General features: G+C 48.3%; 19 protein-coding genes. 5 read left to right on the top strand and 14 right to left on the bottom strand.

The features are described 5' to 3' along the window. Nucleotides 1–2: 2 nt before the first annotated feature. Together NO352_RS03270 and NO352_RS03265 are read right to left on the bottom strand one after the other, a co-directional pair. A complete protein-coding gene (locus NO352_RS03270) occupies nucleotides 3–1,112 on the bottom strand; it encodes an ABC transporter ATP-binding protein (RefSeq protein ID WP_268599135.1) in 1,110 nt (369 codons plus the stop codon). Nucleotides 1,113–1,152: 40 nt separating this feature from the next. Beyond that, nucleotides 1,153–2,247, bottom strand: coding sequence for an extracellular solute-binding protein (locus NO352_RS03265; protein WP_268620185.1), 1,095 nt, complete (start codon nucleotides 2,245–2,247; stop codon nucleotides 1,153–1,155). Between the two features lie 234 nt (nucleotides 2,248–2,481). Here NO352_RS03265 and NO352_RS03260 point away from each other — a divergent pair, with 234 nt between their 5' ends. Then, a complete protein-coding gene (locus tag NO352_RS03260; RefSeq protein ID WP_005547569.1) occupies nucleotides 2,482–3,231 on the top strand; it encodes an IclR family transcriptional regulator in 750 nt (249 codons plus the stop codon). A gap of 137 nt (nucleotides 3,232–3,368) precedes the next feature. Here NO352_RS03260 and NO352_RS03255 read toward each other — a convergent pair whose 3' ends face one another. The 5 genes from NO352_RS03255 to NO352_RS03235 all read right to left on the bottom strand — a co-directional run bounded on the left by NO352_RS03255 (nucleotide 3,369) and on the right by NO352_RS03235 (nucleotide 10,093). Next, nucleotides 3,369–4,901 (bottom strand): copper amine oxidase N-terminal domain-containing protein, encoded by a 1,533-nt coding sequence (locus NO352_RS03255; protein WP_289354894.1) that lies wholly within the window; start codon nucleotides 4,899–4,901, stop codon nucleotides 3,369–3,371. Nucleotides 4,902–5,244: 343 nt separating this feature from the next. Continuing rightward, the gene (locus tag NO352_RS03250; RefSeq protein ID WP_289354893.1) at nucleotides 5,245–6,108 is read right to left on the bottom strand and encodes a hypothetical protein; all 864 of its coding nucleotides are present in this window, start codon (nucleotides 6,106–6,108) and stop codon (nucleotides 5,245–5,247) included. A 152-nt stretch (nucleotides 6,109–6,260) separates the two neighbouring features. Further along, nucleotides 6,261–7,883, bottom strand: a complete 1,623-nt coding sequence (locus NO352_RS03245) for a UDP-glucose--hexose-1-phosphate uridylyltransferase (protein WP_289354892.1) — start codon at nucleotides 7,881–7,883, stop codon at nucleotides 6,261–6,263. Nucleotides 7,884–7,896: 13 nt separating this feature from the next. Continuing rightward, complete coding sequence (galE, locus tag NO352_RS03240; RefSeq protein ID WP_289354891.1) at nucleotides 7,897–8,883, bottom strand: UDP-glucose 4-epimerase GalE; 987 nt, start codon at nucleotides 8,881–8,883, stop codon at nucleotides 7,897–7,899. Nucleotides 8,884–8,887: 4 nt separating this feature from the next. Beyond that, nucleotides 8,888–10,093 carry a galactokinase gene (locus NO352_RS03235; RefSeq protein ID WP_289354890.1) on the bottom strand — a complete coding sequence of 402 codons (1,206 nt, stop codon included), beginning with the start codon at nucleotides 10,091–10,093 and terminating at the stop codon, nucleotides 8,888–8,890. Between the two features lie 181 nt (nucleotides 10,094–10,274). Between NO352_RS03235 and NO352_RS03230 the strand changes: the two genes are divergently transcribed. Both NO352_RS03230 and NO352_RS03225 read left to right on the top strand, forming a co-directional pair. After that, on the top strand, nucleotides 10,275–11,228 hold the full coding sequence (locus NO352_RS03230) for an AraC family transcriptional regulator (protein WP_005547556.1): 954 nt from the start codon (nucleotides 10,275–10,277) through the stop codon (nucleotides 11,226–11,228). Nucleotides 11,229–11,270: 42 nt separating this feature from the next. Then, nucleotides 11,271–11,486: a hypothetical protein gene (locus tag NO352_RS03225; protein ID WP_268599138.1), complete on the top strand. Its 216-nt coding sequence runs from the start codon at nucleotides 11,271–11,273 to the stop codon at nucleotides 11,484–11,486. Nucleotides 11,487–11,576: 90 nt separating this feature from the next. Here the strand turns inward: NO352_RS03225 and NO352_RS03220 are convergent, their stop codons facing one another. The 4 genes from NO352_RS03220 to NO352_RS03205 form a co-directional block, all read right to left on the bottom strand. Further along, nucleotides 11,577–13,061, bottom strand: coding sequence for an FGGY-family carbohydrate kinase (locus tag NO352_RS03220; protein WP_005547553.1), 1,485 nt, complete (start codon nucleotides 13,059–13,061; stop codon nucleotides 11,577–11,579). 4 nt (nucleotides 13,062–13,065) lie between these two features. Next, the gene (locus NO352_RS03215) at nucleotides 13,066–13,845 is read right to left on the bottom strand and encodes an NAD-dependent protein deacylase (RefSeq protein ID WP_262866980.1); all 780 of its coding nucleotides are present in this window, start codon (nucleotides 13,843–13,845) and stop codon (nucleotides 13,066–13,068) included. Between the two features lie 432 nt (nucleotides 13,846–14,277). After that, a complete protein-coding gene (locus NO352_RS03210; protein WP_005547546.1) occupies nucleotides 14,278–16,584 on the bottom strand; it encodes a thiamine pyrophosphate-dependent enzyme in 2,307 nt (768 codons plus the stop codon). Nucleotides 16,585–16,608: 24 nt separating this feature from the next. Next, a complete protein-coding gene (locus NO352_RS03205) occupies nucleotides 16,609–17,619 on the bottom strand; it encodes a 2-oxoacid:acceptor oxidoreductase family protein (RefSeq protein WP_289354889.1) in 1,011 nt (336 codons plus the stop codon). 995 nt (nucleotides 17,620–18,614) lie between these two features. Between NO352_RS03205 and NO352_RS03200 the strand changes: the two genes are divergently transcribed. After that, entirely contained in the window at nucleotides 18,615–19,706 is a 1,092-nt protein-coding gene (locus tag NO352_RS03200) for an acyltransferase family protein (protein WP_289354888.1), read from the top strand. 296 nt (nucleotides 19,707–20,002) lie between these two features. Beyond that, on the top strand, nucleotides 20,003–21,688 hold the full coding sequence (ilvD, locus tag NO352_RS03195) for a dihydroxy-acid dehydratase (RefSeq protein ID WP_005547541.1): 1,686 nt from the start codon (nucleotides 20,003–20,005) through the stop codon (nucleotides 21,686–21,688). 174 nt (nucleotides 21,689–21,862) lie between these two features. On the opposite strand, the gene hcp is transcribed toward ilvD, so the two are convergent. The 3 genes from hcp to NO352_RS03180 form a co-directional block, all read right to left on the bottom strand. Continuing rightward, on the bottom strand, nucleotides 21,863–23,155 hold the full coding sequence (hcp, locus tag NO352_RS03190; protein ID WP_289354887.1) for a hydroxylamine reductase: 1,293 nt from the start codon (nucleotides 23,153–23,155) through the stop codon (nucleotides 21,863–21,865). Nucleotides 23,156–23,320: 165 nt separating this feature from the next. Beyond that, nucleotides 23,321–25,252: a fructose-1,6-bisphosphatase gene (locus NO352_RS03185; protein ID WP_289354886.1), complete on the bottom strand. Its 1,932-nt coding sequence runs from the start codon at nucleotides 25,250–25,252 to the stop codon at nucleotides 23,321–23,323. A 340-nt stretch (nucleotides 25,253–25,592) separates the two neighbouring features. Then, a complete protein-coding gene (locus NO352_RS03180; RefSeq protein WP_268620188.1) occupies nucleotides 25,593–26,144 on the bottom strand; it encodes a dihydrofolate reductase family protein in 552 nt (183 codons plus the stop codon). Nucleotide 26,145 lies beyond the last annotated feature (1 nt).

Genomic DNA, 26,145 nt, shown 5'->3' with positions numbered 1-26,145 from the left:
TGCTACCCCTCCTTCCGCGGGAATACGACGACGTCTTGCTCAGCCCATGCCAGCTTTACATGCTCTCCGTCTGAGACATGATGATGGCGCCGCTGAGAATGTGTTCGTACACTGATCGAGCCATCTGCTGTGAGCACAACCATTTCTCCATACGAGCCAAGGAAGGATACTAGTGAAACGATCCCGGACATGTTATTGTCTTCATCCGCAGAATCTCCACCGGCCGACATTGCAGCCTCCATACGTATATGCTCAGGACGCACATAGGCTAGCACCTGCTCTCCTTCCTTGAACGGATATTTCTTACGTTGAGCCTTCAGCTTCATCCCCCCGGCTGTACGCAGCTCGCCCCATTGCTCATGTACAGCAACGACAGTAGCCTCAAAGCGATTGGATTTCCCGACAAATTCATGTACAAATGCCGAGGCTGGCTCATGATAGATCTGCTCAGGTGTCCCGATCTGCTCTACAGCGCCGTGATCAAGCACGACAATTCGATCAGAGAGATACATCGCTTCCTCCTGATCATGTGTGACAAATATCGTCGTAACGCCAATTTCCTGCTGCAGACGCTTCATTTCCTCCCTCAATTCCTCTCTCAGCTTCGCATCGAGATTGCTTAAGGGCTCATCAAGCAGCAGCAGTGATGGCTCCGTAACAAGTGCACGAGCAATCGCGATTCGCTGGCGTTGTCCTCCAGACAACTGCTTCGGATACCGGTCGCCCACATGTGGAAGCTTAACAAGATCAAGTACCTTCTTCACGCGATCCGTCATTTCTGACTTCGGCGTCTTTCTCAGCTTCAAGCCGTATGCAACATTTTCCCCGACCGTCATATGCGGAAATAGCGAGTATGTCTGAAATACCATACCCAAGTCCCGTTTATTTGCCGGGACGCCGCGCATGGATTTGCCTTTAATTCGCAGTTCTCCTCCATCCGGTTCTAAGAAGCCGGCGATCATATTCAATGTCGTCGTCTTCCCACAACCCGAGGGACCGAGGAAAGTAACACACTCCCCCCGCTCCACTCCCAAGCTGAAATTGTCAACGACGACCGTTCCACCGAAGCACTTGTGAACGCTCTGCAATTCTACGTCGTACGTGATCGTCATGAGCCTATCCTCCATCCTATTTATCTGTAAGTTATTTAAGTTATTGGCCAACAAGCGGCGCGACTTCCTTATTGAATTGATCCAGCCATTTCTTTGTATTGTCGCTAATGACACCATAGTCGAATTTCACGATCTTGCTTTTATCAAAATCAAGCAGCTTCGCCGTATCTTCTGGCAGCTTCACATTGACCGCCGTATTGTAAAAGAGCTCCGTTGCATACAACGTCTGTACGTCATCGGTCAGCAGGAAATCGATGAATGCTTTCGCTGCGTTCGGGTGCTTGGCGCCTTTGACTAAGGAAGCAACGTTTGGCACAATGTTGGCCCCTTCCTTCGGTATAACGAATTCCAGCTCCACACCTTGATCCTTCTGCACGATGCTGCGTGCCATTGTCCATGCTGTATAGGCTGCCGTATTATTTTGCAAATTCTGCTGCAATTGAGCTGCTGTCTTCGCAAATGTCGGCATATAGCCCGCTATCGTCTTCAGCTTATCGAAGCCTGCAGCCATATCTTTTTCAGAGCCGCCATTCGCATATGCGAGCATAATTGCTGCTGAACGTCCGAAGTTGCTCGACATTTCAGTTAATATCAGATTGCCCTTCATTTCTGAACGAGCCAGATCATTCCACGACTCCGGTACAGGCAATCCCTTCTCCTTCACCAGCTTGGCATTGTATGAGATGCCCATTGGGGTGTAGTTGACTGTTACGCCGCTGTTATCATTGATTTTAAGTTGTTCGTCAACTTTGGACATGTTCGGAATCTGAGCAGGAACAAGCGCCTCCCACAGCCCCTTGATACTACCAGCCTCCTGCTCGCCGCCTTCAATTACGGTTACATCGATTTGCGGAGATCCCTGTTGAGCTGTGACCTTGGCCACAATATCCGTTGATACGCCCGATACATAGGACAGCTTCACATCTGGATATTTTTCATTGAATTTCTTGAAAATCTTATCCTTCATCAAAGTCTCTACGGTTGCGCCATTCCCTGCGATAACCAATTCACCTTCCAGCCCTGAATTGGAACCGCTTCCATCTTTGATGCTGGAACTAGACGATCCACAAGCTGCCACCAAAGATCCAATCAAGGCTAAAGTTAATATCAATGATGCCCAGCGACATGCTTTCATTGTATTCCTCCCCATTATTATGTTCACTATTTGTGAACATTGTTTATAATTGGTGAATCTTGGTTTGATTTTAGCATAGGGTCATGGTATGTTCAATATAGAACCATGATTTTTGTCACATTTTAACACATCATTTGTATTGTAGACGTACAATTGCTTGAACAATGCCAACCTATCAGCTTCATTTTTTTCATTGATGAAAATATCGGATACACCGAACTTAGGAGAGAGAATATGGAGCACTATCTGTCATCCGTCCAGAAATGCTGTACACTGCTGAAGCTGTTCCTACACGGGGCCAAGGAATGGGGCGTAACGGACTTAAGCCGTGAATTGCAATGGTCCAAGGGGGCTGTTCATAAGATGCTGACTACCTTGGAAAGTGAAGGGCTGATTAAGCAGCATCCCCGAACGAAGCTGTATTCATTGGGCTATACTCTATTAGAATTAGGCAATAAGGTGAAGAATGACGATGATATGGTCAGCTTTGCTAGACCTTATTTGCAGCAGCTTGCAGACTTGACAAAGGAATCGGTATGTTTATGCATTCGCGATCAGCAGGATGCAATCTATGTAGACAAACTGGATTCTCCGCTGCCGATTCGCTTTATCATTGATGCCTATCGACGATTCCCGCTTTATGCGACAAGTGCCTCGCGCGTCATTCTGGCTTATAGTCCGGAGACGCTGCAGGAAGCAGTGCTTGCTGAACCAATGGCTGCTTTCACGAACTACTCCATTACAGATCGGGAGCAAATGAGCCAGCGTCTTGCGAGCATCCGGCAGCGCGGCTATGAGATGAGCTCGAACATGCGTAATATTGGGGTGACTGGCATTGCGGCCCCGATATTCTATGGGGACGGGAATGTTTCCGCAATTAGCTTAATCGGGCCTAGTGATCGAATGGAGCCCCACCTCGAACGCTGGATTAGCATACTGCTGCAGGTCACACAGGAGATGTCGCGCCTGCATGGCTTTAATTAGGCACCGTATATCTTATACGGAATGCATCGCCTGACATAACATAAGGGAAGCCAGATTGAAGAGGAATCACCCCTTCAACCCGCTTCCCTTATTGTTGATCTAGCGATCAGATAATTATAATATGCACAATATACGTCTTATTCGCGGTTCATTTCGAGCCACTGAGTCCCGTCAGATTTATTGATCGTAAACGTGAAGCCCAGCATTTGCGCCAGCGAACGAAGTGGAACATATAATTGCCCATCCTTCTCCTCTGGTGCTAACGGCATGTCAATCGTCTGTCCGCCAACCTTAGCCTGCTTGCTATTCATCGTCAGCTCGGTTACGACCCCCGTAATATCATCGATAATGGTCAGCTTTGACTTGCCTTCCCACTTCAACTTTGCATCGAATTCATCCGTGACGACGCGCAGCGGCACCATCATAGTTCCATTTTTCGTATACGTCATTGCCATTCCCTCATAGAACCACTCATCATAGTTCGATGCTGAGACAGGTATTGTTGTCCACTTCTTCGTGATCCCCGCCTGCTTCAGCCATTTGTGCGCGACAGATGAAGAATCGAAGTGTCTCAGCCATTTCCCTGGGGTCATCTCGGGATCTGTGAGGGATACATAGGAAGAAGTTGCTTCCCATTCATCTGCCTTCACAGTTCCATTCACATTGCTGTATTCCGTGGATTGGTTGATCGTAACCTTAGTGAACGGAGCTTCAGCAGAAGTAGGAACGGCAATCGCTAGCGAAGCTTTTGATTTCCGAACATTCATGTTCTGATCCACGTACAAATCCAAGACAAGCTTGGTCTCTCCGCTAAGCAGTGCCGTCAAACCCGAATTGTCCTTCAACCATGTGTCATTGCTGCGCTCCAGCTCCGAAATGATTGCAGGCGCCTGTTCCTTGAACATCTTGTAAGCCGTTAAGCCGAGCAGCTCGCCATCTTTTAGCAATGCGGGAATTTCTCCCTCCATCTCATGTCCAGCTTGCGCAATCGCAGCCGTAATCATAGGCGCATACCATTTGCCCATTTCCATGAACCAGGCCTTCAATCCTTCTTCATCCTTCAGAGCGGATTGAAGCAATTGTTTCAACCAAGGAATCAACTCATTGCCACCGAATTCAATATGAACCTGCGAAAGTGGGAGCGACTGTCCCATGACCTGCTCTGTCACCTGCTTCACAGATGCATTTGCAGGATTCGGCGCATGTTTGCCGAGCAGGGCGAATGTCGATTCGACAAAGGCCTTCATCTGCTTCGTGGAAGGCTGTACGATAGACAGCATTGTTTTCATTTCTTCGCCAATTACGATCGGAGATTGAGCGCCTTCCACCTTAATCACCGTCCGATTGTCCTTCAAGCCAATTGTGAACGGAACTTCATCGCTCGCAACCTTCAGCTTGCCAGTCATCGAGAAATGCTCTGGATCCTGTGCCTTCACTTGGACAGTCAGCAGCGCATCATTGAACGCCTTCATCATTGCAGCGTCCTCATCCTTCAGCTTGCCTGAGGCGGGTTCAAAATGAATGCTCATTGTCTGCTGCGCTTCGTAAGCATGAATGTCGAGCTGCTTCTTCAGCACCTTCGTCACATCAATACCGCCGATGGATTGGCAGCCTGTCAACATCACTAGCACAATTGCCATACATAGGGCTAACCATTTGTATGTTCTCATGTCCTCTATCCCCTCTTCCCATTTGGATAAGTTCTTACCTGAACCCACTTTACTCCCATTACATTATGTAAGTCGCTAGTTTGTTCATGATCATTATGAATGACTTCGGAATACGGTGTAAAGAAAAATAATTGCAACAAAATGATGGCAATTCCTTACTGTCTCATCTCCAATCAATTCATTGCAATGCACAAACTACAAAAGCGCCCCGCTATATACAAATACAGCAGATGGCGCTCATGAATATAAGTTTATACGATTATTATTCAACGATAAGTTCGAAGATCAAGCTCATCAATGAGTCATGACTCATGGCAGTAAAATGAATACCCCCTGTGGTTGCTCAGACCTTCACATCCGATTGCAGAGCTAAGCTCCATACCTCTTGATGAGTTGCCACTGCATTCGGTTCCAGCGTAACAAGCGGCCCAAGCGACTCTAGCTCCAGAATATGCTCGTTCGTGTACAATTCCAAGGAACAGCCTCCATCTGGATACGTTGCTCCATGTACAGGCTCATAACGTTTCTCAAATACGATTCCGTTGCGGATATAGGACGCCTTGCCCTCTTCTTGAAGCATACCGAACTTGAAGGCTTGTGGAAGATGAGCTAACTGCTTCACCTCGATATGGCTCTCTCCCCACGACACTCGCTCGTCATTCATCGCAGCATACGGCCACAGCGATATCGAACGGTTCGGCAGCAAGCCGGTATCTCTCGTAATTTGAGGGACAATCGCCGTTCCTCCCGACGCCATAACCGTAATGGCCCACGGAGCCAGTTGGATCGGCCACGCTCCCTTATTCGCAATCCGGTGCACTACGACGACATCTGCTCCTCGGAAAATGAGCTCAATCTCTTTGGCACATTGGGTCCATTGCTCTACGGGAGCGATAAACTTGACACCAGACGCTGTACGCACATATTCAATCGGTTTATCATCCGGCGTATAGGTCCGTGGATAGGATTCTGGACTAGCCCATAACCGATGGCCTCCGCGAAGCTGCCAGCCTTCGCTGCCAAAGGCTTGGAAGGCCTCACCTTCCTGCCGTATCGACCCTTCGCGATCCTCGAACAGAATGTTTTCATGGCCGCATAAGCTAAAATGCATAATCCGGATGCCAAATGTGAGCGGCACGATTATCTCATAGATTCCATTGTCCAGATGCAGGCTTTCTCCCCAACGTTCATGTTGTATTGTATTCATTTGCAAAGCAGCCACCATCGTTTCCCCTTCCGTTTACTCCCTATTTCTATTTATCTCTATCTGGACTGCTGATCGCACGCCGAGCTGTTGTACCGCTGCTTGTACTGCCGCATACCGCATTGACTGCCCGCTACGCAGCACTTTGGATCGTCTTACATGGCTGAAGGTATTTCTACACGCTGATAGCCGCATGCAGCCGCGAAACGGCAGAAGGCGTCCCGACCTTGAGCGTTATTTTTGAACACTCCCGCCTGCCAAAGTATGGACACGAACTTGTTGCCAATCTCGTGCAGAATGACCTGCTTCGCCTTGTCAGCTGCCATAATTCCATACTGATTCAGCAACTGATCCACCCACGCACGGTGCGGATACAGGCTGTCCGTTTCTTGCAGTTGACTCCGCGCTTCCTCCCATTGTCCATGGTCGGACAGCAGCATCGTAATTCGCTCAATATCTTGCTTCAGGCGTCCCGGTAGAATCGCAAGCCCCATCACTTCGATCAATCCGATATTTTCCCGCTTAATATGGTGATGCTCACGGTGAGGATGGAAAATGCCTTCTGGATGAGCCTCATCCGTGCGATTGTTCCGCAGTACCAAATCCATCTCAAATAACGAGCCGCGTCGCCTTACAATTGGCGTGATCGTATTGTGCCGAATCGATTTGTCTCCGTGATTTGTGATAGCCGCAACCCCAACACTTTCATCGCTGTACCCTTTCCATTGTTCATACAATTCGTCCGCGCATTGCAGCAGGACATCCGGCTGTTCACTCTGCAAGCGCAGCACCGACATCGGCCAACGAACAATTCCCGCCGTTATGCCAGGGTATGCAGGATGCACAAACTGGACATCAATGGGTGCCCGCTCAATCGGAAACGTATGTTTTCCCGCTTGAAAATGATCATGACTGAGAATGGAGCCGCCGACAATCGGCAAATCTGCATTCGACCCGATGAAATAGTGCGGAAACTGCTCTGTAAAGTCCAGCAAGCGAGCAAATGTGTTCCGTGTCAGCTTCATTGGAAAATGCTCTTTGTGGAAAATGATGCTGTGCTCGTTATAGTACACATACGGTGAATATTGAAAATACCAGTCTTCCCCGTTCAGCTTTATCGGAAGAATGCGTAAATTTTGACGTGCAGGATGATCAAGTCTGCCGGCATACCCTACATTATCTGCGCACAGCAGACATTCGGGATAGTGGGACGCTGTCAACTGTGCTGCGAGCGCAATTTCCTGCGGGCTCTTCTCCGGCTTCGACAAATTGATCGTCATTTCCATTTCACCGAACTCGCTCCTATGAAGCCAATATTCATTATTGCGGACACGATCGGTACGAATGTAATTGCACTTTTGATTGATGCGATAAAAATCAGTTGTCGCGCGCTCGATTCCTTCTGCCTCCTGAACACGCTGGAATCGATTCTGCAGCTCAGAAGGACGCGGCATCAGCATACCCATTATTCGTGCATCAAGAAGATCTCGCTGCGTCACTGTTCGATCCGGAATCAGCCCGCTCTCATAGGCACAATCAATCAGTTCTTCGAGTATATGATGCGGCTCCTCAGGAATGGCTTCCCACTGCTCTTCCCGATATGCTGAACACGGTTCAGAGATGTGGAACAATTCTAACAATTGATTGCGAACATAAGGCATATCAAGCGGGGCCATCATCTCATGATGCACGGCATATCGAATCAAGGCTTCAATTGCGAAGCTTGCCCGCTCGACAGATATTTGTGACAGCGCTAATCCTTCTACACCTTGTGCCATCTCGCACTCCTCCTCAGCTATCGTATCCGGTCGGACGCGCCTGATGCCAGTTCCAAGCGCTTTGGATCAGCACATTCAGGTCGTCCCGCTTCGGACTCCAGCCTAGAACAGACTTCGCCTTGTCTGCCGAGGCAATTAACACCGCAGGATCACCTGCTCTACGCTCTTCCGTTACTGTCGGAATGCTACGCCCTGTTACCCGTTCTGCTGTCTGAATCACTTCCAGCACCGAAAATCCATTGCCGCTGCCCAAGTTGAACACATCGCTCCGGCCGCCGCCGCGCAAGTACTCGACTGCCAGCACATGAGCATCAGCCAAGTCGCTGACATGAATATAATCCCGGATGCATGTACCGTCAGGCGTAGGATAGTCGCTGCCGAATACCTTCATTTCCTTCCGCTGTCCAAGTGCGGTTTGCAGCACTAACGGAATCAGATGGGTTTCCGGACGGTGGTCTTCCCCGATCTTGCCGTTCTCATGAGCGCCCGCTGCATTGAAATAACGCAGCGAAACATAGCGAATCTCATGCGATTGATCGAACCACCGCATCATTCGCTCCATCGTCAGCTTCGTTTCCCCATATACATTCGTTGGGTTCGTCGCTTCTGTCTCTTGAATCGGAGTACGCTCCGGCTCCCCATACGTAGCAGCCGTTGATGAAAATACGATGCGGGATACATGATGCTTGCGCATTGCTTCGAGCAGCACAAGCGTGCCATACACATTGTTATCGTAATATTTCGCTGGATTGCTCATGCTTTCGCCTACGAGTGAATAGGCAGCAAAATGAATAACCGCATCAATGGAATGCTGCGCAAATACAGAATCGAGAAATGCGCTGTCTCGAATATCGCCAATATGAAGCGTCCCCCCAAGCACCGCCTCTTGATGTCCCGTTTCGAGTGAATCTACAATAACAACCTCTTCTCCGCGCGCCAGCAATTCCGCAACGGTATGCGAACCGATATAGCCTGCTCCACCTGTAACTAATACTGCCATGCTGTTACCCCTCCTTATCAATTTTCGCTGTCTTCGCCAATGGTGCAAGCTCCCGCACACCATCTCCTACTCGACAAATATAAAATTCCGGGTGCAACCCGGTTTGCTCCTCGTACGCAGCGCCTACCCGAACTACGAATTGTTCAGCCGCATCCTCACGAACGAGTGATACCGTACAGCCGCCGAACCCGGCTCCTGTCATTCGAGAACCGAGCGTTCCCTCTATGCATCGAGCTTCCTTTACCATAATGTCCAGCTCCTCGCAGCTGACTTCATATAAATCGCGCAAAGAATCATGGGAAGCATTCATCAATTCGCCAAACCGAATCAGATCATTGTTCTTCAATGCATCAACCGACTGCTTAACACGATCATTCTCTGCAATCACATGTGCAGCTCGCGCACGAACCGTGTCATCTGCAATCTTGTCAGCCTCCGCCTCAAATTGCTCCGCCGTAAGATGCGCAAGCAGGGTCATATGCGGATATGCAGCCTGCAGCGCACGCACTGCTTCTTCACACTGTGCCCTGCGCTCATTATATTTCGAATCCACTAATCCACGGCGCTTATTCGTATTGCCGATGATCAGACAATATCCATCCGTCTGAAACGGCACATGCGTATATTCCAACGTATCGCACAACAACAGAATGGCATGGTCAAGCTTGCCCTGTGCTACTGCGAATTGATCCATAATGCCGCAGTTCACACCGACAAATCGATTCTCCGCACGCTGAGACAACAAAGCGATGTCCGTTCGATCAATGTGATGCCCCTCCAGTGTAAGCAGCGCATAAGCGGTCACCACTTCTAATGAGGCAGATGAAGACAGCCCTGCGCCATTCGGAATATCCCCATGGAACAGTAGCTCATATCCTTTTGTCAGCCCTCGATCCGACTGCTGCAACTGATACATAACCCCAATTGGATAATCGGTCCATTGATCCTGCTTCGCATCTGCAAGTGCGCTCACATCTATTTCAAGCTGATATTCAAAATTCGTCGTCGCCAATCGCACACAATGATCCTCACGCTCACGGATGAGCAGCGTAGTCCCAAATTCCAATGCCGCAGGGAGCACATATCCTCCATTATAGTCAATATGTTCACCGATCAAATTCACTCTGCCTGGAGCATGGAAAAAACGAACCGGCGCTGGGCTCGCTCCATATTGTTGCTCGAATCGTGACAGCAGCTTGCTTGCTTCCATTACAATGACCTCCCATTGTTTCAACGTGAATATGATACCGTTACATCAATCATACGGATTTCCTCTTGCCCCCGTAATATATCGATGTGCGCTACATATGGACTAATGTGACTCTACCATCATTTTCATGCTACAATACAACTATTGGACATGCAAGATTGGACGCGCAAGGAGGTACAAAATGACGGACTCCCCCGATTTTCAGAATGCACAAGCACAATCCGAACAGATAACAACCGAGAATGATTTAGTCAAAATACTAGAAACGTACACGGTCGCTTCGAACCCAACTTACGCTGAACAAGAAGGGATACGAGTCTTATTCGCAGGAGAAAGCCAGACCGTTCCCTCTCACAAGCTCGGCCCCAAGCTGTACGACTACTATTTGCTTCATCATATCATAGACGGTCAGGGGGCCTTCTCAACAGAGACCCATACCTATCATCTGAAAACAGGAGATGCGTTCCTCATTGAACCAGGCCGACTCGTAAGCTATGAATCTGATGCTGTCCAGCCGTGGAGGTACTGCTGGATCGCTTTTCAAGGCATTCACGCGAATGACCTTATATGCCGTGCCGGATTCTCAGCCGCCAATCCGATTCTACATGCAGGTGATCAAATCGAGGTTCCCTATCAGATAAAGCAAATTACAGCGGCATTTCAAGAAAGAAGCGTGGCAGCAGATTTGATCGCGCACGGCTGCCTCCATCTTATTTTGGCGAAGTATGCCGGCATGCAGCAGCACATGGAAGAGGCGAATAGACTGCGGCCCGAATCAGAAATGCAGCAGACTGTACGTCAGGCCATCCAGATGATGTCTACGCAGTATGCGCATCCGATGTCCATGGAGCAAATTGCGGAGAGCTTAGGCTACAGCAGGGCGTATTTCTCCCGCATATTTAAGCGCATTACGGACATGACGCCTGTCACCTTCTTGCTGAAGCTCCGCATTGATAAGGGACGGCAACTGCTTCGAGAACGACCGGATTTGACTGTCGAGCAAATTGCAGCTTCAGTCGGAATTCCTGACGCATTGTATTTTTCCAGACAATTTCGACGCTTTTATGGACATCCCCCTACTGCATATCGCAATCAAGTCATGCAACCCGATCATACATTCCAACGTAATTCTTAGTATAGGCTTACGCTGACAATCAAAATTAGGAGGGCATTCCGCATGAAACGTCTGAACATCAAGGAAGAATGGCAGCAGCAGGCACGCATTGTTGAACAAAGCCGTAAGGAAGCAGCTTCAAAATCCAACGCCGAACTTATCCAGGATGTTGCGACTGCAGGTGGGGTGTATATGCAATGCCACAAGCAGACAAGCGCAGTTGCAGAGCTGTTCCGGCGCGCAGTCGATAAGGTGGCAGCAATCAACAAGTCTAAATAACTTTACATAGCAAAAAGGAGCGGGCACTTCACAGAAATATGCGCCGCTCCTTTCTATATCACAGTCGATAACCTTCATCCCCGATTGGGATTACAACTCACGAAGCACTTTTGCTACAGGGATATAGCGTGTGTCGTACACCTGCCTATACTGCAAATGACGTTCCGCATTAGGCTGGTAAGTCTCAACACCACGGCTTTGCATCGCTTGGCGCACTTCATCTGCATCGGCAAAATATCCGCCACCTAGCGCAGCGGCGCAGGCAGCGCCGAGCATCGTCGCTTCCTCAATAGGCGGTACAATGAGTGTTGCGTTGGAGATATCCGACTTCATCTGCAGCCAAGCCGGCAATCTCGTCCCGCCGCCAACCGCACACATGTTGCGAATGGCATGCTCCGAATTGCGTTCTGCACTTTGACGAATCATTTCCAACTGATAGGCCGTACCTTCAAACACCGCCCGCAACATTTCCTTCTTCCCGTGTTCCTTAGATAATCCGATAAACGCGCCGCGCGTCTTTGAATTCGGATATGGCGCCCCGCATCCCGACAAGTACGGGAAAAACATCGCTTCTCCTGGCCCATCGTTCACATTGTTCATCAACTGCTTAATGTCATCATAAGATAAGGCTTCGTCCGCCAGTTGTCTGCGAATCCATTCGACTGATCCTCCTGAAGAGGCATTACCGCCCATCCAGAAATGGTATCCAGGCACAACGTGGTACCCGTAGGATAGCCCGGTATCGAACTCTGCTTGCCCGAGCGGCCGCTTCGAGATGGTTCCCACAAGCGTCTCCGCTGTTCCCATGGATACATAGACATCTCCCGGATGAACAGCCCCAACCGCAAGCGCTGCACAGACATGATCATGCCCGCCAATGGCAACACGTGTATAGCTGGACAGACCGAGCGCTCCCGCTGCATCCTTCGTCACTGTCCCAAGCGGCGTCCCGCTTGGCAGAACTTCCGGGAAGATGTGTTCATCTAGTCCAAAGTGTCGAATCCATGGTACATCCCAACTATCACTATACATGCTGTATGCAAATGTTCGAGTCGCAAGCGAAGGATCAAATGCCATAACTCCAGTCAAGCGGTAAGCAATATATCCGGATACGGACAGCCACACTGCATCCTCGAACATCCCAGCATTCTGATCCTTTAGCCAGAGCAGCTTCGGTAAACCGTGCTTAAATGAGAGATGCAGGCCTGTACGCTGGAACAGCTCCAGCGGCGTCCCTTCCTGGCGGATCCGTTCCGCTTGCTCAGAGGAGCAGGTCTCAAACCACGGTAGGAGCGGTGATTGCACCTTGCCTGTATGCCGATTTACGAGCAGTCCGCTTTCCGCCATGCTCGTAATTCCAATGTAATCGACGGGAACATCGTTATGGGTATTCATAAGCTCACGGATCATCGTCGATACATCATCCCACATCGCGTCTGGATCATAGACGACATACCTTGTGTTCGAATCAACGGTTACCGTCGGACGGCTCGCTTGGCCGAGCAACTTGCCCGACTCATCGAATAGGCCAACCTTGCGGTTCGTTGTCCCGAGATCGATTCCGATCATGCGCATATAGCTATACCTCTTTCCCTGTTAACTTGTAATAAGCAGCGGCGAACAATTCACCCATCGGCTCACGATATACCGCATCTGCACGGCCATCCATGGTCGTTGCCGTCCGATTCATCAATACCAGCTTCGCCTTTTTCGCCAGTTGAACAAAGCTTGCTGCCGGGTGCACAGTAAGCGAGGTTCCTCCTACAATGAGCAGATCCGCCTCTTGAATGCGTCCGATTGCCCCTGAAATCACTTTATCGTCCAGTGATTCTTCATAGAGAACAACATCCGGCTTTAGTGTTCCGCTGCATTGCTTGCAGGATGGAATGATCTCCTCACTCTCCAGCACTGCATCCAGTCCATGTATAGCTCCGCATCTCGTACAGCGGTTCCGGTGTACCGAACCATGCAGCTCCCACACTTCCCTGCTACCTGCTGACTGATGTAGACCATCAATATTTTGAGTCACAACCGCGGACACAATGCCATCCTCTTCAAGCCGCGCCAACGCCCGATGTGCAGCATTCGGTTTCGCAGCAGGATGCAGCATCTTCGCCCGATAGAAGCGATAGAAGGTTGCCGGATCACGATCATAAAAGGAGCGGCTGAGCATCACCTCCGGGGGATAACGGAATGCTTCATCATCCGCAAATACACCATTGTCCGAGCGGAAATCAGGAATCCCACTCTCCGTCGATGTTCCTGCCCCGCCAAAAAAAACAACATGCTTGCTGCTGCGCAAAAGATCTGCCAGCTCCTCTGCATGAGCATGATGGTTACGGTTCTTTTGTTCTGTCATCGTCGTCGCTTCCTCCCTTTTCCACAAATATGAGCCTATCCTTTAGTATACCTTAGCTGCACCAACAGGGAAAGAATTCAGAGGATAGCAAGCAAGTACAAGCGCTTAGCGTTCTGCCTACAGCGTTGCCTTGATCGGCCAAATGGGTACTGCATCACTAGCAGTTCATGGAGACTTAGCGGTAATTCAGCAGTGATTCAGCAGTGATTCAGCAGTGATTCAGCAGTGATTCAGGGATAAATTTAGCAGTGATTTAGAACTGTGAAGCATTTAGCGCATTTTGACGGAGACTCAGCCTTAGCCCAGACTCCTAGAATAATCGAACTTCATTGCTATGAACACAAAAAGCCTGAGAACCTATCCCAACGGATCGTTCTCAGGCTTGAATAAATAACGACTCCAAGAATTGTGAATCGTTAAATAACGATAAGATTATAAATGCGGATGTTCACTCTTCGCTTTAAGTGCATTCCAGCGGCGCTCCACTTCCCGTTCGAACGTCTGCAGCGCTTCCGCATTCTCCGCCTTGCTCAAATGCTTCGTCTTGCCCATCATATTTAACCAGTCGAGAAGCGGAACTTTCTTATTCTTCTCTTCCGGATTATACGTAATAGACGTAATCCCATGCTCCACTTCATACAGCGGGAAGAAACAAGAATCTACGGCCGCATTAACAATTTGTGTGCCCATCTTATCTTCAGACAACCAGTTGAGCGGACAAGTAATTAAGATTTTGCCGTAAACAAGCCCTTCATTCTGCGCATACCATTGCGCTTTGGCCGCCTTTTTAAGCAAATCCTGCGGAAATGCTTCGCTGCCCGTGAATACATACGGAATGTTCGTTGCCGCCATAATTTGCGCTGTATCCTTATGATGGAACATCTTGCCTGCTTGCACCTTGCCAACATTAGATGTTGAAGTGCGGTGACCTAGTGGGGTAGAGTACGACAATTGCGCTCCCGTATTCATATAGCCTTCATTATCGTATTCCAAAATAATCATCTTATGATTGCGCAGTGCCGCACCTATTGCCGGCCCCATGCCGATATCCATGCCGCCATCGCCCGTAATCATCACGAACGTAAAATCATCCGGCAGGTTCAATTCATCCAGCTCTCCGCGGCGTTTACGTTCCCAGAACATTTCCACGACACCGGATAGTGTTGCCGCACCGTTCTGGAACAAGTTGTGAATGTATGTCGCCTTATGAGCTGAATATGGATAGCCTGTTGTCACGACCATCGCGCAGCCCGTATGGAACAACGCTACGATATCCCCCTCAATGCCCTTGAAGAACAGCTCGAGACCGGAGAATATGCCGCAGCCCGGACATGCGCCGTGGCCTGGAGCAATTCGCTTCGGCTTCTTTGTCAATTGGCGCAGCGGCGGAACACGAACACTTAGCTTTCCGGACTCCTCATCCTGCTTCACCGTAATAAGCCCTGTCTTCAAATCCTCATGCTTCATCGGCTCGATGACGCGCTGCGGAGCCTTGGATGGATCACCAGGCGTATGACCGTGATAATCGAACGGCTTCTCGACATAGCCCTTCTGGGCCGCCTCAATGGCGCACTCGAACAGCGCATGGCCATCCTCAGAATAGAAGTCCTTGCCGCCAAGACCATATATGCGGCTAATGATCATCGTATCGCGGTTGCCGTGCGTGAACAGCGCCGCCTTCACCTCGTTGACCATATTGCCGCCATGACCGCCGTACGAATCGGCGCGATCTCCAACCGTAACGACCTTGATATGAGCAAGCGCGTCTGCGATCTCCTTCGCCGGGAATGGACGAATGATGTTCGGAGAAATGGAGCCCGCTTTAATCCCTTGCGCGCGAAGCTGATCGACGACATCCTTAATGATTTCCGCTGCGGAATTAAGCAGGAATACAGCTACCTCTGCATCCTCCATCCGGTACAAATCCAAAATCGGATAATCTCTTCCGGTCAGCTTGGCATATTCCGTACGGATGCGGTCGAATACCTCTTCTGCCTTGTACATGGCCATCGACTGCTGATAGCAGTTGTTAATATAATCCGGCTCATTCATATACGGCCCGACTGTTATGGGATTATTGCGATCCAAGGTATCCGCGAATCCGCGTACAGGCTGCTCTCCAATGAAGCGATGCACATCCTCACGATGGGCAAAGGTCTGGACTCGACGCTTCTGGTGCGACGTGAAATAGCCATCGAATGCGACCATCACCGGAAGCCGAACCTCTGGATCCTCCGCAAGCTTCAATGCCATAATATTCATATCGTATACAGCTTGTGGATCACGACAGAGCAATATCGGCCAGCCGGTATTAAGCGCAAAATATAAATCCGAATGATCACCATGAATATTCAACGGACCAGATACGGAACGGCACACTAGATTCAATACCATCGGGAATCGTGTTCCTGATTGAACAGGCATTTGTTCAAGCATATACATATAGCCATTCGCACTTGTCGCATTGAACACACGTCCGCCTGCAGTTGAAGCCCCATAGCAGATTCCTGCCGAACCATGCTCGCCGTCCGCCGGGATAAGCTTAATATCGTGCTGCCCGTTCGCCTTCATTAAATCGAGGAATTGCGCAACTTCCGTCGATGGTGAAATCGGATAATAGCCCATAATATGATAATTAATTTGATGTGCAGCATAAGCTGCCATCTCGTTGCCTGATTCATACACCATTCGCTGCTCAACCGTGCCGTGAGTTATTTCTTTCTCATACTCAATTGCCATAGCCCTCATCCTCCTTACCTTCCATCAATGGTGTGCAGTCAGCTCGAACCGATGCGGAACACGGTGCTCTTCCGCATATCCGTCTTCTTCCCGTTCATCCGTTAATGCCTCAGTTGGACATGCATACACACATTTCAAGCAGCCTTTGCAATATTGATAGTCAATGCCTTGCAGGAACATTTGCGGCCGCCCCTTCTTGTCCGGCTGCTCTTCCCACACAAAGCAAAAATCAGGACACACGTTATCACATGCCGCGCAATGAATGCACTTATCGGAAGCAAAATGCGGCATCATGCCGGCACGGGAGATACTCAGATCCTTCAAGATGGAGTTGCCTGGATTTACGACCATACCGCCAATGGGCTGCGTCTCATAGCCTAAAGCCGTTGTATCCCAGCGAATTGGCTTCGGCATCTGAATGCCCTCAGGGAGAGAGAACGACTGAAACTTCACTTCGTCATATCCTCTTTGGAACGTATTCAGCGCTGGCTGAACAGCACCTGGATATTTTTTCTCCAAAGATTTGCGTATGACGCCCTTCATATGCTCCGCATCCAGGAAGTCGCATAAGCGGAACAGTGCGCCAAGCATCGCCATATTTACGCGGTTCTTCTCTTCAAGCGCAATTCCAATCGCATCGACCACCGCAATCGTTCCGCCAGGCAGCTTCAGCTTCTCCTTTAACTCCTCTGGAGTCTTGGCCGAATTAACGAGAACGAGGCTGTCTTCATATATGCCGCTCGTTACATGTACAGATTTATATAAGGATTCATGGAAAATCCCGACGATGTGCGGCCGTTCCACCGGAGTTGTATCCCGGATAAGCGTTCCCGGCAAGCAGAACCGGATATGTGCTTTAACAGGAGACCCTTTCTTCTCAGATCCATACGATGAAAAGCTGACACCATTCAACTCGCTGCCAGTAACACCGGCTTCTGCCAGCATTTTCCCAGCCAAATTTGCTCCAAGCCCCCCGATTGATTCCAACCGGATTTCAAAGAAACCTAGTTCATTTACTTTAGGCAGTGTAACCATTTCGGCACTCCTTTCCTAACTGACCCTGTCTTCTGGCACACAAGGCGCCGTGAGTAGATCAATTGTCATTATGTGCAGCTGTCTTGCAGACAGATCGAACCGAATTGCAATATTGCTTACAACATCTCAATGGGGAAGTAAACATACGGAATTCGCATCCGTAACAGCATAATAAAATGGTAAGTCTGATAGACGGTGCGTAGTATGATTTATGTCACTATTCGGAAAGGGTAAATTGACTAGTAGGTGAAATTTGAATGAATGCAATCTAATAGAATGAAGAGACAGTCTAGGTGAGAATGGAGCTGTGCATTGTAAAATCTGATAGATCATCCATGAAGAACAAGGTTTGAACGGCGATGTAATGCCATAAGAAGTTGATCCGTTCCATTTTAATAGGTAGAAAAAGACAACGCTCCAAAAGAGAGTTGCAGAGTGTGTCCTGCTTACAGGCCCCTGACATTCGCTTATACACGAATATGCTAGAGGTCTACTATGTGTATGACAACCGAGGCTCATTCATGCCAGATTGCACGAGTAGCCCTATATTCGCTGAAAGAGGAGACAGCGTCTATCGATATTGGGGAGATAACACGTAATATTACTACTATTCTATACAAATCTGCTAGGCAACGTTTGCCTTGATTTCGAATCCTTGTTACGGTCATAACATGCAGCTATATTGAATGCTCTATTCCTTTCATTGACAGCGTTTGCAATCCTCATCCCCCTTCTTTCTTGCCACAATATACTCTATTACGGCTAATCATAACCCTACATTTACCAACTCGTCAACAAGGAATAGCCGTCCGAAAAGCCTTATCAGAACAGCATGCAAACAAAAGGCACAATTGAAAGCGTTATTCGTGATTAAAATCACAATATATGCAAACATTCTATGTTACGTTGAAGCTATAACAGACAGCTAACGAGCGAATCGGCTTATTCTAGATAAATAAAGAAGCCGGCTATCGCTTAGGTAAGGAGGGAATATCATGCGGGAGCAAGCAAGCAGCCCCACTGCCCCCGGATGCCAACTGTCGACGTCAACCAGGAGTGGAGAGACGTTCGGCTTGAATTTACGCTTCCTCTTAATTGTATGCGTATTTGTCGGCAATGCTATTGAGCCGCTTATTATGCGCATGCCTGAGATGAAAGCCATTTTTCTATGGATTTTTACATTTCATATGCCTTTATTCGTATTTGTTACAGGCTATTTTGCGCGCAGCAATTTAAATGGAGCAGCGGGCCTTCGTATATTGAAGCAGATTGCGCTTCAATATGTGATCTTTCAATCGATCTATTCCCTGTTGGATTATTTCGTATTCCGCGTGCCTGGCATTACTCATTCATTTTTTATTCCGTATTTACTGCTGTGGTTCCTGGTCGGCCATCTATTTTGGAGACTGATGATGCTGATGTTCACACGATTCTCTATTCGCCACCCACTGCTGATATCAATTGTTCTAGGATTTTTAGTAGGCTTTCTGCCGCTGCAGGGTGCTTGGCTCGGCATTTCTCGCTCAGTCGTCTATTTGCCATTCTTCGTCATTGGGCACACGTTCTCCTATGATCGCTTTCGAGAGCGGCTGACACCAACCGTACGCTATGCAGGAGCCGCTATATCCATGGGACTTCTTGTAGTGCTTTATTTCATGTCTGAGCCAATCAATCCAATCTGGTTCATGAACCATATGACCTTCCATGAGCTTGGATGGACACAGTCGGGATGGTTTGCTCTATTGAATCGAACGATCATCTACTTGACCGAGATCGTTGCTTCACTGGCCTTTTTGACATGGGTGCCTATGCGCAATACACGCATTACGAACCTAGGTAAACGAACCTTGTACGTATTTTTGCTTCATGGGCTGATTATACGATGTGTGGTTTTGTCTGGCGTGTACGCTTACATCTCATCAGGGTGGAGCGCAGCCCTGCTCATCGCAGCCTCGATTGCCGGTGCGGTTATACTGGCACAGCCGCAGGTCAGTGCTTGGTTCCATCCGATTATTGAGCCCAAGTGGGACACCATATCGGCATGGATACGCCACAAGCTATTCCGAACGAAAATAGAGCATAGCTGATAGATTGTGTATGCTGTCATATTACGAAAATACGATATACATTCCGATTCGATTATTACAAAAACACCGCACAAAATGGCGTTATCGCTTATCATTTTGTGCGGTGTTTTTGTCCATGCAACAGCGTGTTCGCCTAGAATGGATTGGTAGAAAAACCCGAACAGTTGTGATAGACTACTAAGAAACCTATTGGCAAGCATAAGAAAAAGCCATTCAGAAGTTCGATTTTATGCATGATGTAGAAAAATAGAACTCGTCCCGTGCGACGGGAAGGACATGAGATGGAGGTTCACCATATGACAGCCAAAAAGATGCGCTCAGACATGATTAAAAAGGGTTTTGATCGTGCGCCTCACCGCAGCTTGCTGCGTGCCGCAGGTGTTAAAGAAGAAGATTTCGACAAGCCGTTTATTGCAGTATGCAACTCGTATATCGATATCGTTCCCGGTCATGTACACTTGCAGGAATTCGGCAAAATTGTGAAGGAAGCCATTCGGGAAGCCGGCGGTGTCCCATTTGAATTTAATACAATCGGCGTTGATGATGGGATTGCCATGGGTCATATCGGCATGCGCTACTCGCTGCCAAGCCGTGAGATTATCGCGGATTCCCTGGAAACGGTCGTATCCGCACACTGGTTCGACGGTATGGTGTGCATACCAAACTGCGACAAGATTACACCGGGCATGATTATGGGCGCCCTGCGCGTCAACATCCCGACTGTATTCGTCAGCGGCGGGCCAATGAAAGCAGGTAAGGACTCTAACGGCCGCTCGATATCGCTTTCCAGCGTGTTCGAAGGTGTTGGCGCATACCAAGCCGGCAAGATTGACGAAAAAGGTCTACAGGAATTGGAACAGTACGGTTGTCCAACTTGCGGATCATGTTCCGGCATGTTCACAGCCAACTCCATGAATTGCTTGGCGGAAGCACTTGGCATCGCGCTTCCGGGCAACGGAACCATCCTTGCTGTTGCTCCTGAGCGGCGCGAATTCGTCAAGCGCTCTGCGAAGCAGCTGATGAGTCTGATTGAGCAGGACATTAAGCCGCGTGATATCGTCACAATGGAAGCCATCGATAATGCCTTTGCCGTAGATATGGCGATGGGCGGTTCTACAAATACGGTGCTTCATACGCTTGCTATTGCAAGAGAAGCCGGCTTTGAATACCCAATTGAACGTATTAACGAAGTAGCAGCACGTGTGCCTCACTTGGCCAAGATTGCTCCTGCTTCCGATTATCATATTGAAGACGTGCACAATGCCGGCGGCGTGAGTGCCGTGCTGAATGAGCTATTCAAGAAGGAAGGCGCTCTCCACGGCGAATGCCTGACGGTAACCGGCAAGACATTGTATGAGAATGTGGCGGACAGTCCAATTCTCAATAGCGATGTTATTCATACCCTGGATAACCCGCACAGCGAACGCGGCGGCCTGGCCGTACTGTTCGGCAACCTGGCTCCGGAAGGCGCTATCGTCAAGGTCGGCGCGGTTGATCCATCTGTTGGTGGACATCACATGGGCCCAGCAATCTGCTTCGACTCCCAGGATGAAGCATTGGCCGGCATTGCGAACGGCAAGGTAAAGGAAGGCCATGTTGTGGTTATCCGCTATGAAGGCCCTAAGGGCGGTCCAGGCATGCCCGAAATGCTCGCTCCTACCTCACAAATCGTAGGTATGGGCTTAGGTGCCAAGGTAGGTCTGATTACAGATGGACGCTTCTCAGGCGCTTCCCGCGGCATCAGCATCGGTCATATCTCTCCTGAAGCGGCGGAAGGCGGCCCTATCGCCTTTGTTGAAGACGGTGATATTATCGAACTTGACCTTAACAACCGCAAGATCGAGCTTAAAGTATCCGATGAGGAGCTTGAACGCCGTCGTACAGGCTGGAAAGGATTTGAGCCAAAGGTGAAGTCCGGCTATCTCGCTCGCTACTCCAAGCTCGTTACGAATGCAAGCCAAGGCGGAATTTTGAAGATCTAAGCGATTAGATATAATGTTAGACATTTTATTAGTGAAAATAGAAATGGATAGAACGTTCAGAATACATCTGAATCTCTATCCATTTTTTTGTTCATTTACAATGACATCATGAGTTCGTAAAAAGTATTAGCTATTATCAGTGAAACTCCGTACATACTTTACCCCATTCACCATCTAGACGAGACGGAGCATTGCCTTCATATCTTCCTGCGCATTTCCGATAAGCTTCAGGCCGAACAGATCGGTCAGCACATTCATCACGCCTTCCGAGATGAATTCCGGTGGCTTCGGCCCGATGCGAATATCACGGATGCCCAGACTGAACAGGCCAAGCAAAATCGCAACCGCCTTCTGCTCGAACCATGAGAGTACGATTGACACCGGCAGTTCGTTGACACTGCAGCCAAAGGCGTCCGCAAGCGCAGCCGCGATCTTGACCGTGGAGCCGGAATTATTGCACTGCCCCAGATCGATATAACGTGGAATGCCCGTATCCGCCACCGTACCGTAATCGACATCATTGAATCGGAACTTCCCGCACGAGGTCGTCAATATAACAGTATCGTTCGGCAGTGATGTCGCGAGCTCCCGGTAATACTCGCCGCCCTTGCCTGGCGCATCGCAGCCCGCGATGACGAAGAACCGCTTGATTTTTCCATCCTTAACGGCCTGAATAATTTCCGGCGCCAGCCCTAGCACCGTCTCGTGATGATATCCCGTTGTCAATGTCTGCTCGCTCTCCACATCCGCCGCAGGCAGCGCCAGCGCACGATCAATCAGCGGAGAGAATTCGTCGTTCACGATCTTGGTCACGCCCTCGAGCCCGGCCACGTCATAGGAGAAGAACCGATCGGCATAGGTTCCCTTAATCGGCATGACACAGTTCGTCGTTGCAAGAATGGCGCCAGGATATTGCTCAAACAGACGGCGCTGGTCATACCAGGCTTTGCCGATATTGCCTTTCAAATGCGGATATTTCTTCAATGCCGGGTAGCCGTGCGCCGGAAGCATCTCGGAATGAGTATAAATGTTAATGCCCTTACCCTCCGTCTGCTTCAGCAATTCCTCCAGCGCATACAAGTTATGCCCTGTCACGATGATAGACTTGCCCTCTATCTTGTTCTGCGGGACGGTAACCGGCACCGGAACGCCGAAATGCTCCGTATGGGCCCGATCCAACACATCCATAATGCGGATCGCCGCGCCCCCTACCTTCATCGCCATGTCCAGATGTTCCTGTAAGTTGAAATTGGAGTTAGTCAACGTCATATAAAGCGCTTCATGCGTAATCGCGTCAACCTCTTCATCGACATAGCCCAACTGCCGCGCATGCGTCGCATACGCCGCGATGCCTTTCAACGCAAACACGATCGTATCTTGCAGACTGGCAATCGTCTCGTCCTTGCCGCACACTCCTACAACCTTGCAGCCGCCCGTCGGCGTCTGCTCGCATTGATGACAGAACATTTGCGCTTCCCCCTGTCAAAATGATTTTCTATTTCCAACATACTAAATGGGGAAGCACCTTCGAGTGCGTACGATCACAACAAATATTTCAAAATCTTGAATATCGCGTCAGCTTCACAATTTCGCCTCATGTCACAAAAAAACTTATTTCTTTTAGCAGTTGATTCATTTCATGTAGCGATACTCCAGGAGATTCTTCAAATTGGAGATTTTCTGCAGCAACTTCTCCCCGACATTGGTTTCCCTCACCAGCTTCCGCTCCAGTTCTTTGTCCACCAGTCTTTTTACAGATAATACGTCCGTTCCATTACATAACACATCTTCTTTTGAATTAAATTTCTTATGGGCGACGAGCTGCATGCCAAAGGAATTATACAACAAGGTATATCCGGCGATACCCGTTGTGGATTGATAGGCTTTGGAAAAACCGCCGTCAATGACGACCATTTTCCCATTTGCTTTAACGGGGTTCTCTCCACGAATTTCTTTAACCGGAGTGTGCCCGTTAATGATATGTCCATGATCCGGATTCAAATCAAACTCTTGCAGGATTTTCCGGCAGATCTCCTCATTTTCTCGCAAATGGTAGTATGGGTTCTTTCTCTCCTTATGGGTTTCTTTATCTTGGATAAAGTACCGCTCAAAGGTGGTCATTTCTCTCTTTCCAAAGAGCGAGGAACATTTCCCTGCCCAGATGTACCATACCATATCCGTAGCCAGATCATCCGTCTCTTCTGGATTCGCAAAGGCGTAACGCAAATAATATTCAAAAACATCGATCAGCTGACGGCCTGAATATGTCGTATCTTCAATCTGCATTTCTTCCATGTTTCCTTCTTCATCCAAAGGAATGCAGCCGTGGATTAACAAATTCCCGTTGTATTTTAAATAAAGGCTGCCCTTCTTCATAAGAAAATTCATATGTCTGGCCAGCTTTTCGGAATGCTGAACGGAGAACAGCAGCTTCTCCAACACCTGTTGTTCTTCCTCCAGCAATTGTTCGGGCTGCTGCGGATTTACGGTAGCGAAACAGGTGTTTTCCAGCGGGTGAGTTTTTCCGCCGATCTTGATTTCATTTTTGTCGTAATCGATCTGCTCAAGCATAAGCCTTTCAGACATATGAAAGTAAGGACGTCTCTTGATAATCGGGATTTCAAGCTTAAACTGGATTATGGCAATGGCTTGATGGATTTTGGTAATCTGCAGGATTTCCTGCTCCGATACGTTATGGTCGGCCTGCAGCTTAGGTCTGAAGGCCGGATTGTCATCATAGTATTTCTCTGCCAAGTTCAGCAGTGGGCGAAGATTGATTCCGTATACGTCTTCAATGATGTCCAGATTGTCGTATCTGGCGCAGATCCGGATAATATTTGCAAGGCAGACCAAGGAACCCGCATAGGCGCCTATCCACAGGACATCATGGTTCCCCCACTGGATGTCTACAGAATGGTGGTTGATCAGCGTGTCCATAATTTTATCGGGGTCCGGCCCGCGGTCATAGATATCTCCGACTACATGAAGATGGTCAACCACCAGGCGCTGGGTTGTATAAGCAAGGCCGATAATGAGCTTGTCCGCCTGGCCCAAGGAGATAATTTGGCGGTATATTTCCTCATAATAAGGATCCTTATTGTTGGTCAAATCCGTCTTGTATAGAAGCTCTTCTACAATATATACAAACTGCTCCGGCAGAGCTTTGCGCAATTTCGAGCGCGTATATTTAGAAGAGGCATAAGAAATGAGCTTAAGCATTTGTTCAATTGTTTGTCTATACCACCTGTTCAAGGCTTGTTCATTGCACAGGTCTCCTTTAACCAGCTGTATTTTTTCTTCCGGATAATACACTAAGACCGCAAAATCATTAATTTCTTTATCCGTCCAAACCTCACGGAACAAATCTTTTATTTTCTCTTTTACAGTACCAGAACCGTTTCTCAGTACATGCTGAAAAGCCTGGAACTCCCCATGCAAATCACTGACAAAATGCTCAGTTCCCTTGGGGAGATTGGAGATCGCTTTAAGATTGATGATTTCTGTTACGACTTTTTCTTCCGTATCATATTTCTGGGCCAATAAATCTAGAAATTGCGCATCCAAAACAGTAGTCCTCCTTCAAGGAAACGGTGATATCTTGCCGGGTGTACTTAGAAGCCCTATGGCCTTTTAAGAGGTTTTTTAATTGGGGCTAGCCGCGTACCTTCAAACTTAGTCTAAACAGTAAAGGGAAAAAACCTTAGGTTTCCGAGGTTCCCTTTGGTGTTATACTAACAACTTCGCTTTTGGTGCATTAATTCCTCTTTCGATAGCACTCCATCCTTATGTAACCGTAACAGTTTCTACAGTTCATCTGCTACTGAATGGAGTGGGCTCCTTGATTTAGTGAAAATAACAAAAACCAACCAGCGTAAGACCATAACTTGAAAAATAGAATCTTAGACTATCGCTGCATCCTGTAGATTAACTGCACAACGCCGGAGGTAAATGTTCTTGTATGAACCATATTCAAATTTAACCTCTGTTTTATATCAATAAACAACGGTTTTCCTTCTCCTAAAATAACAGGGTGGACAGATAATCTAAATTCATCCACAAGCCCTAAATTGATAAAAGTTGTAATAAGACTTGCTCCACCATACAGCCAGATGTCCTTACCAGGTTTATTCTTTAATTTATTTACTTCTTCATGAATATTATCATTTATGAATATTACTTTATTATCAGCTCCTTGCTGAGTTTGTGAAAACACATATTTTTTTTTACTATGGACTAATTTCCACATTTCTTTTTCTGTTTCCGTATTTTCACTTCCTGGGGTGAATTCTCCCCATAAATCATAGCTTTTTCTTCCATACAAAATTGTATCAATTTGATTTAGGAAATGAGAAAAACCCATCTCAGAGTCCATAATGCACCAATCAACTTCCCCATTTTTCCCTTCAATATAACCATCTGCCGTAACTGCTAAATCTAAAATAATTCTTCGTTCCATA

The sequence above is a fragment of the Paenibacillus sp. S-12 genome (assembly GCF_030363895.1).
Taxonomy (GTDB): Bacteria; Bacillota; Bacilli; order Paenibacillales; family Paenibacillaceae; genus Paenibacillus_B; species Paenibacillus_B alvei.
Note: the sequence above shows the minus strand (reverse complement) of the source record. Positions and strands in the feature narration are given on the sequence as shown.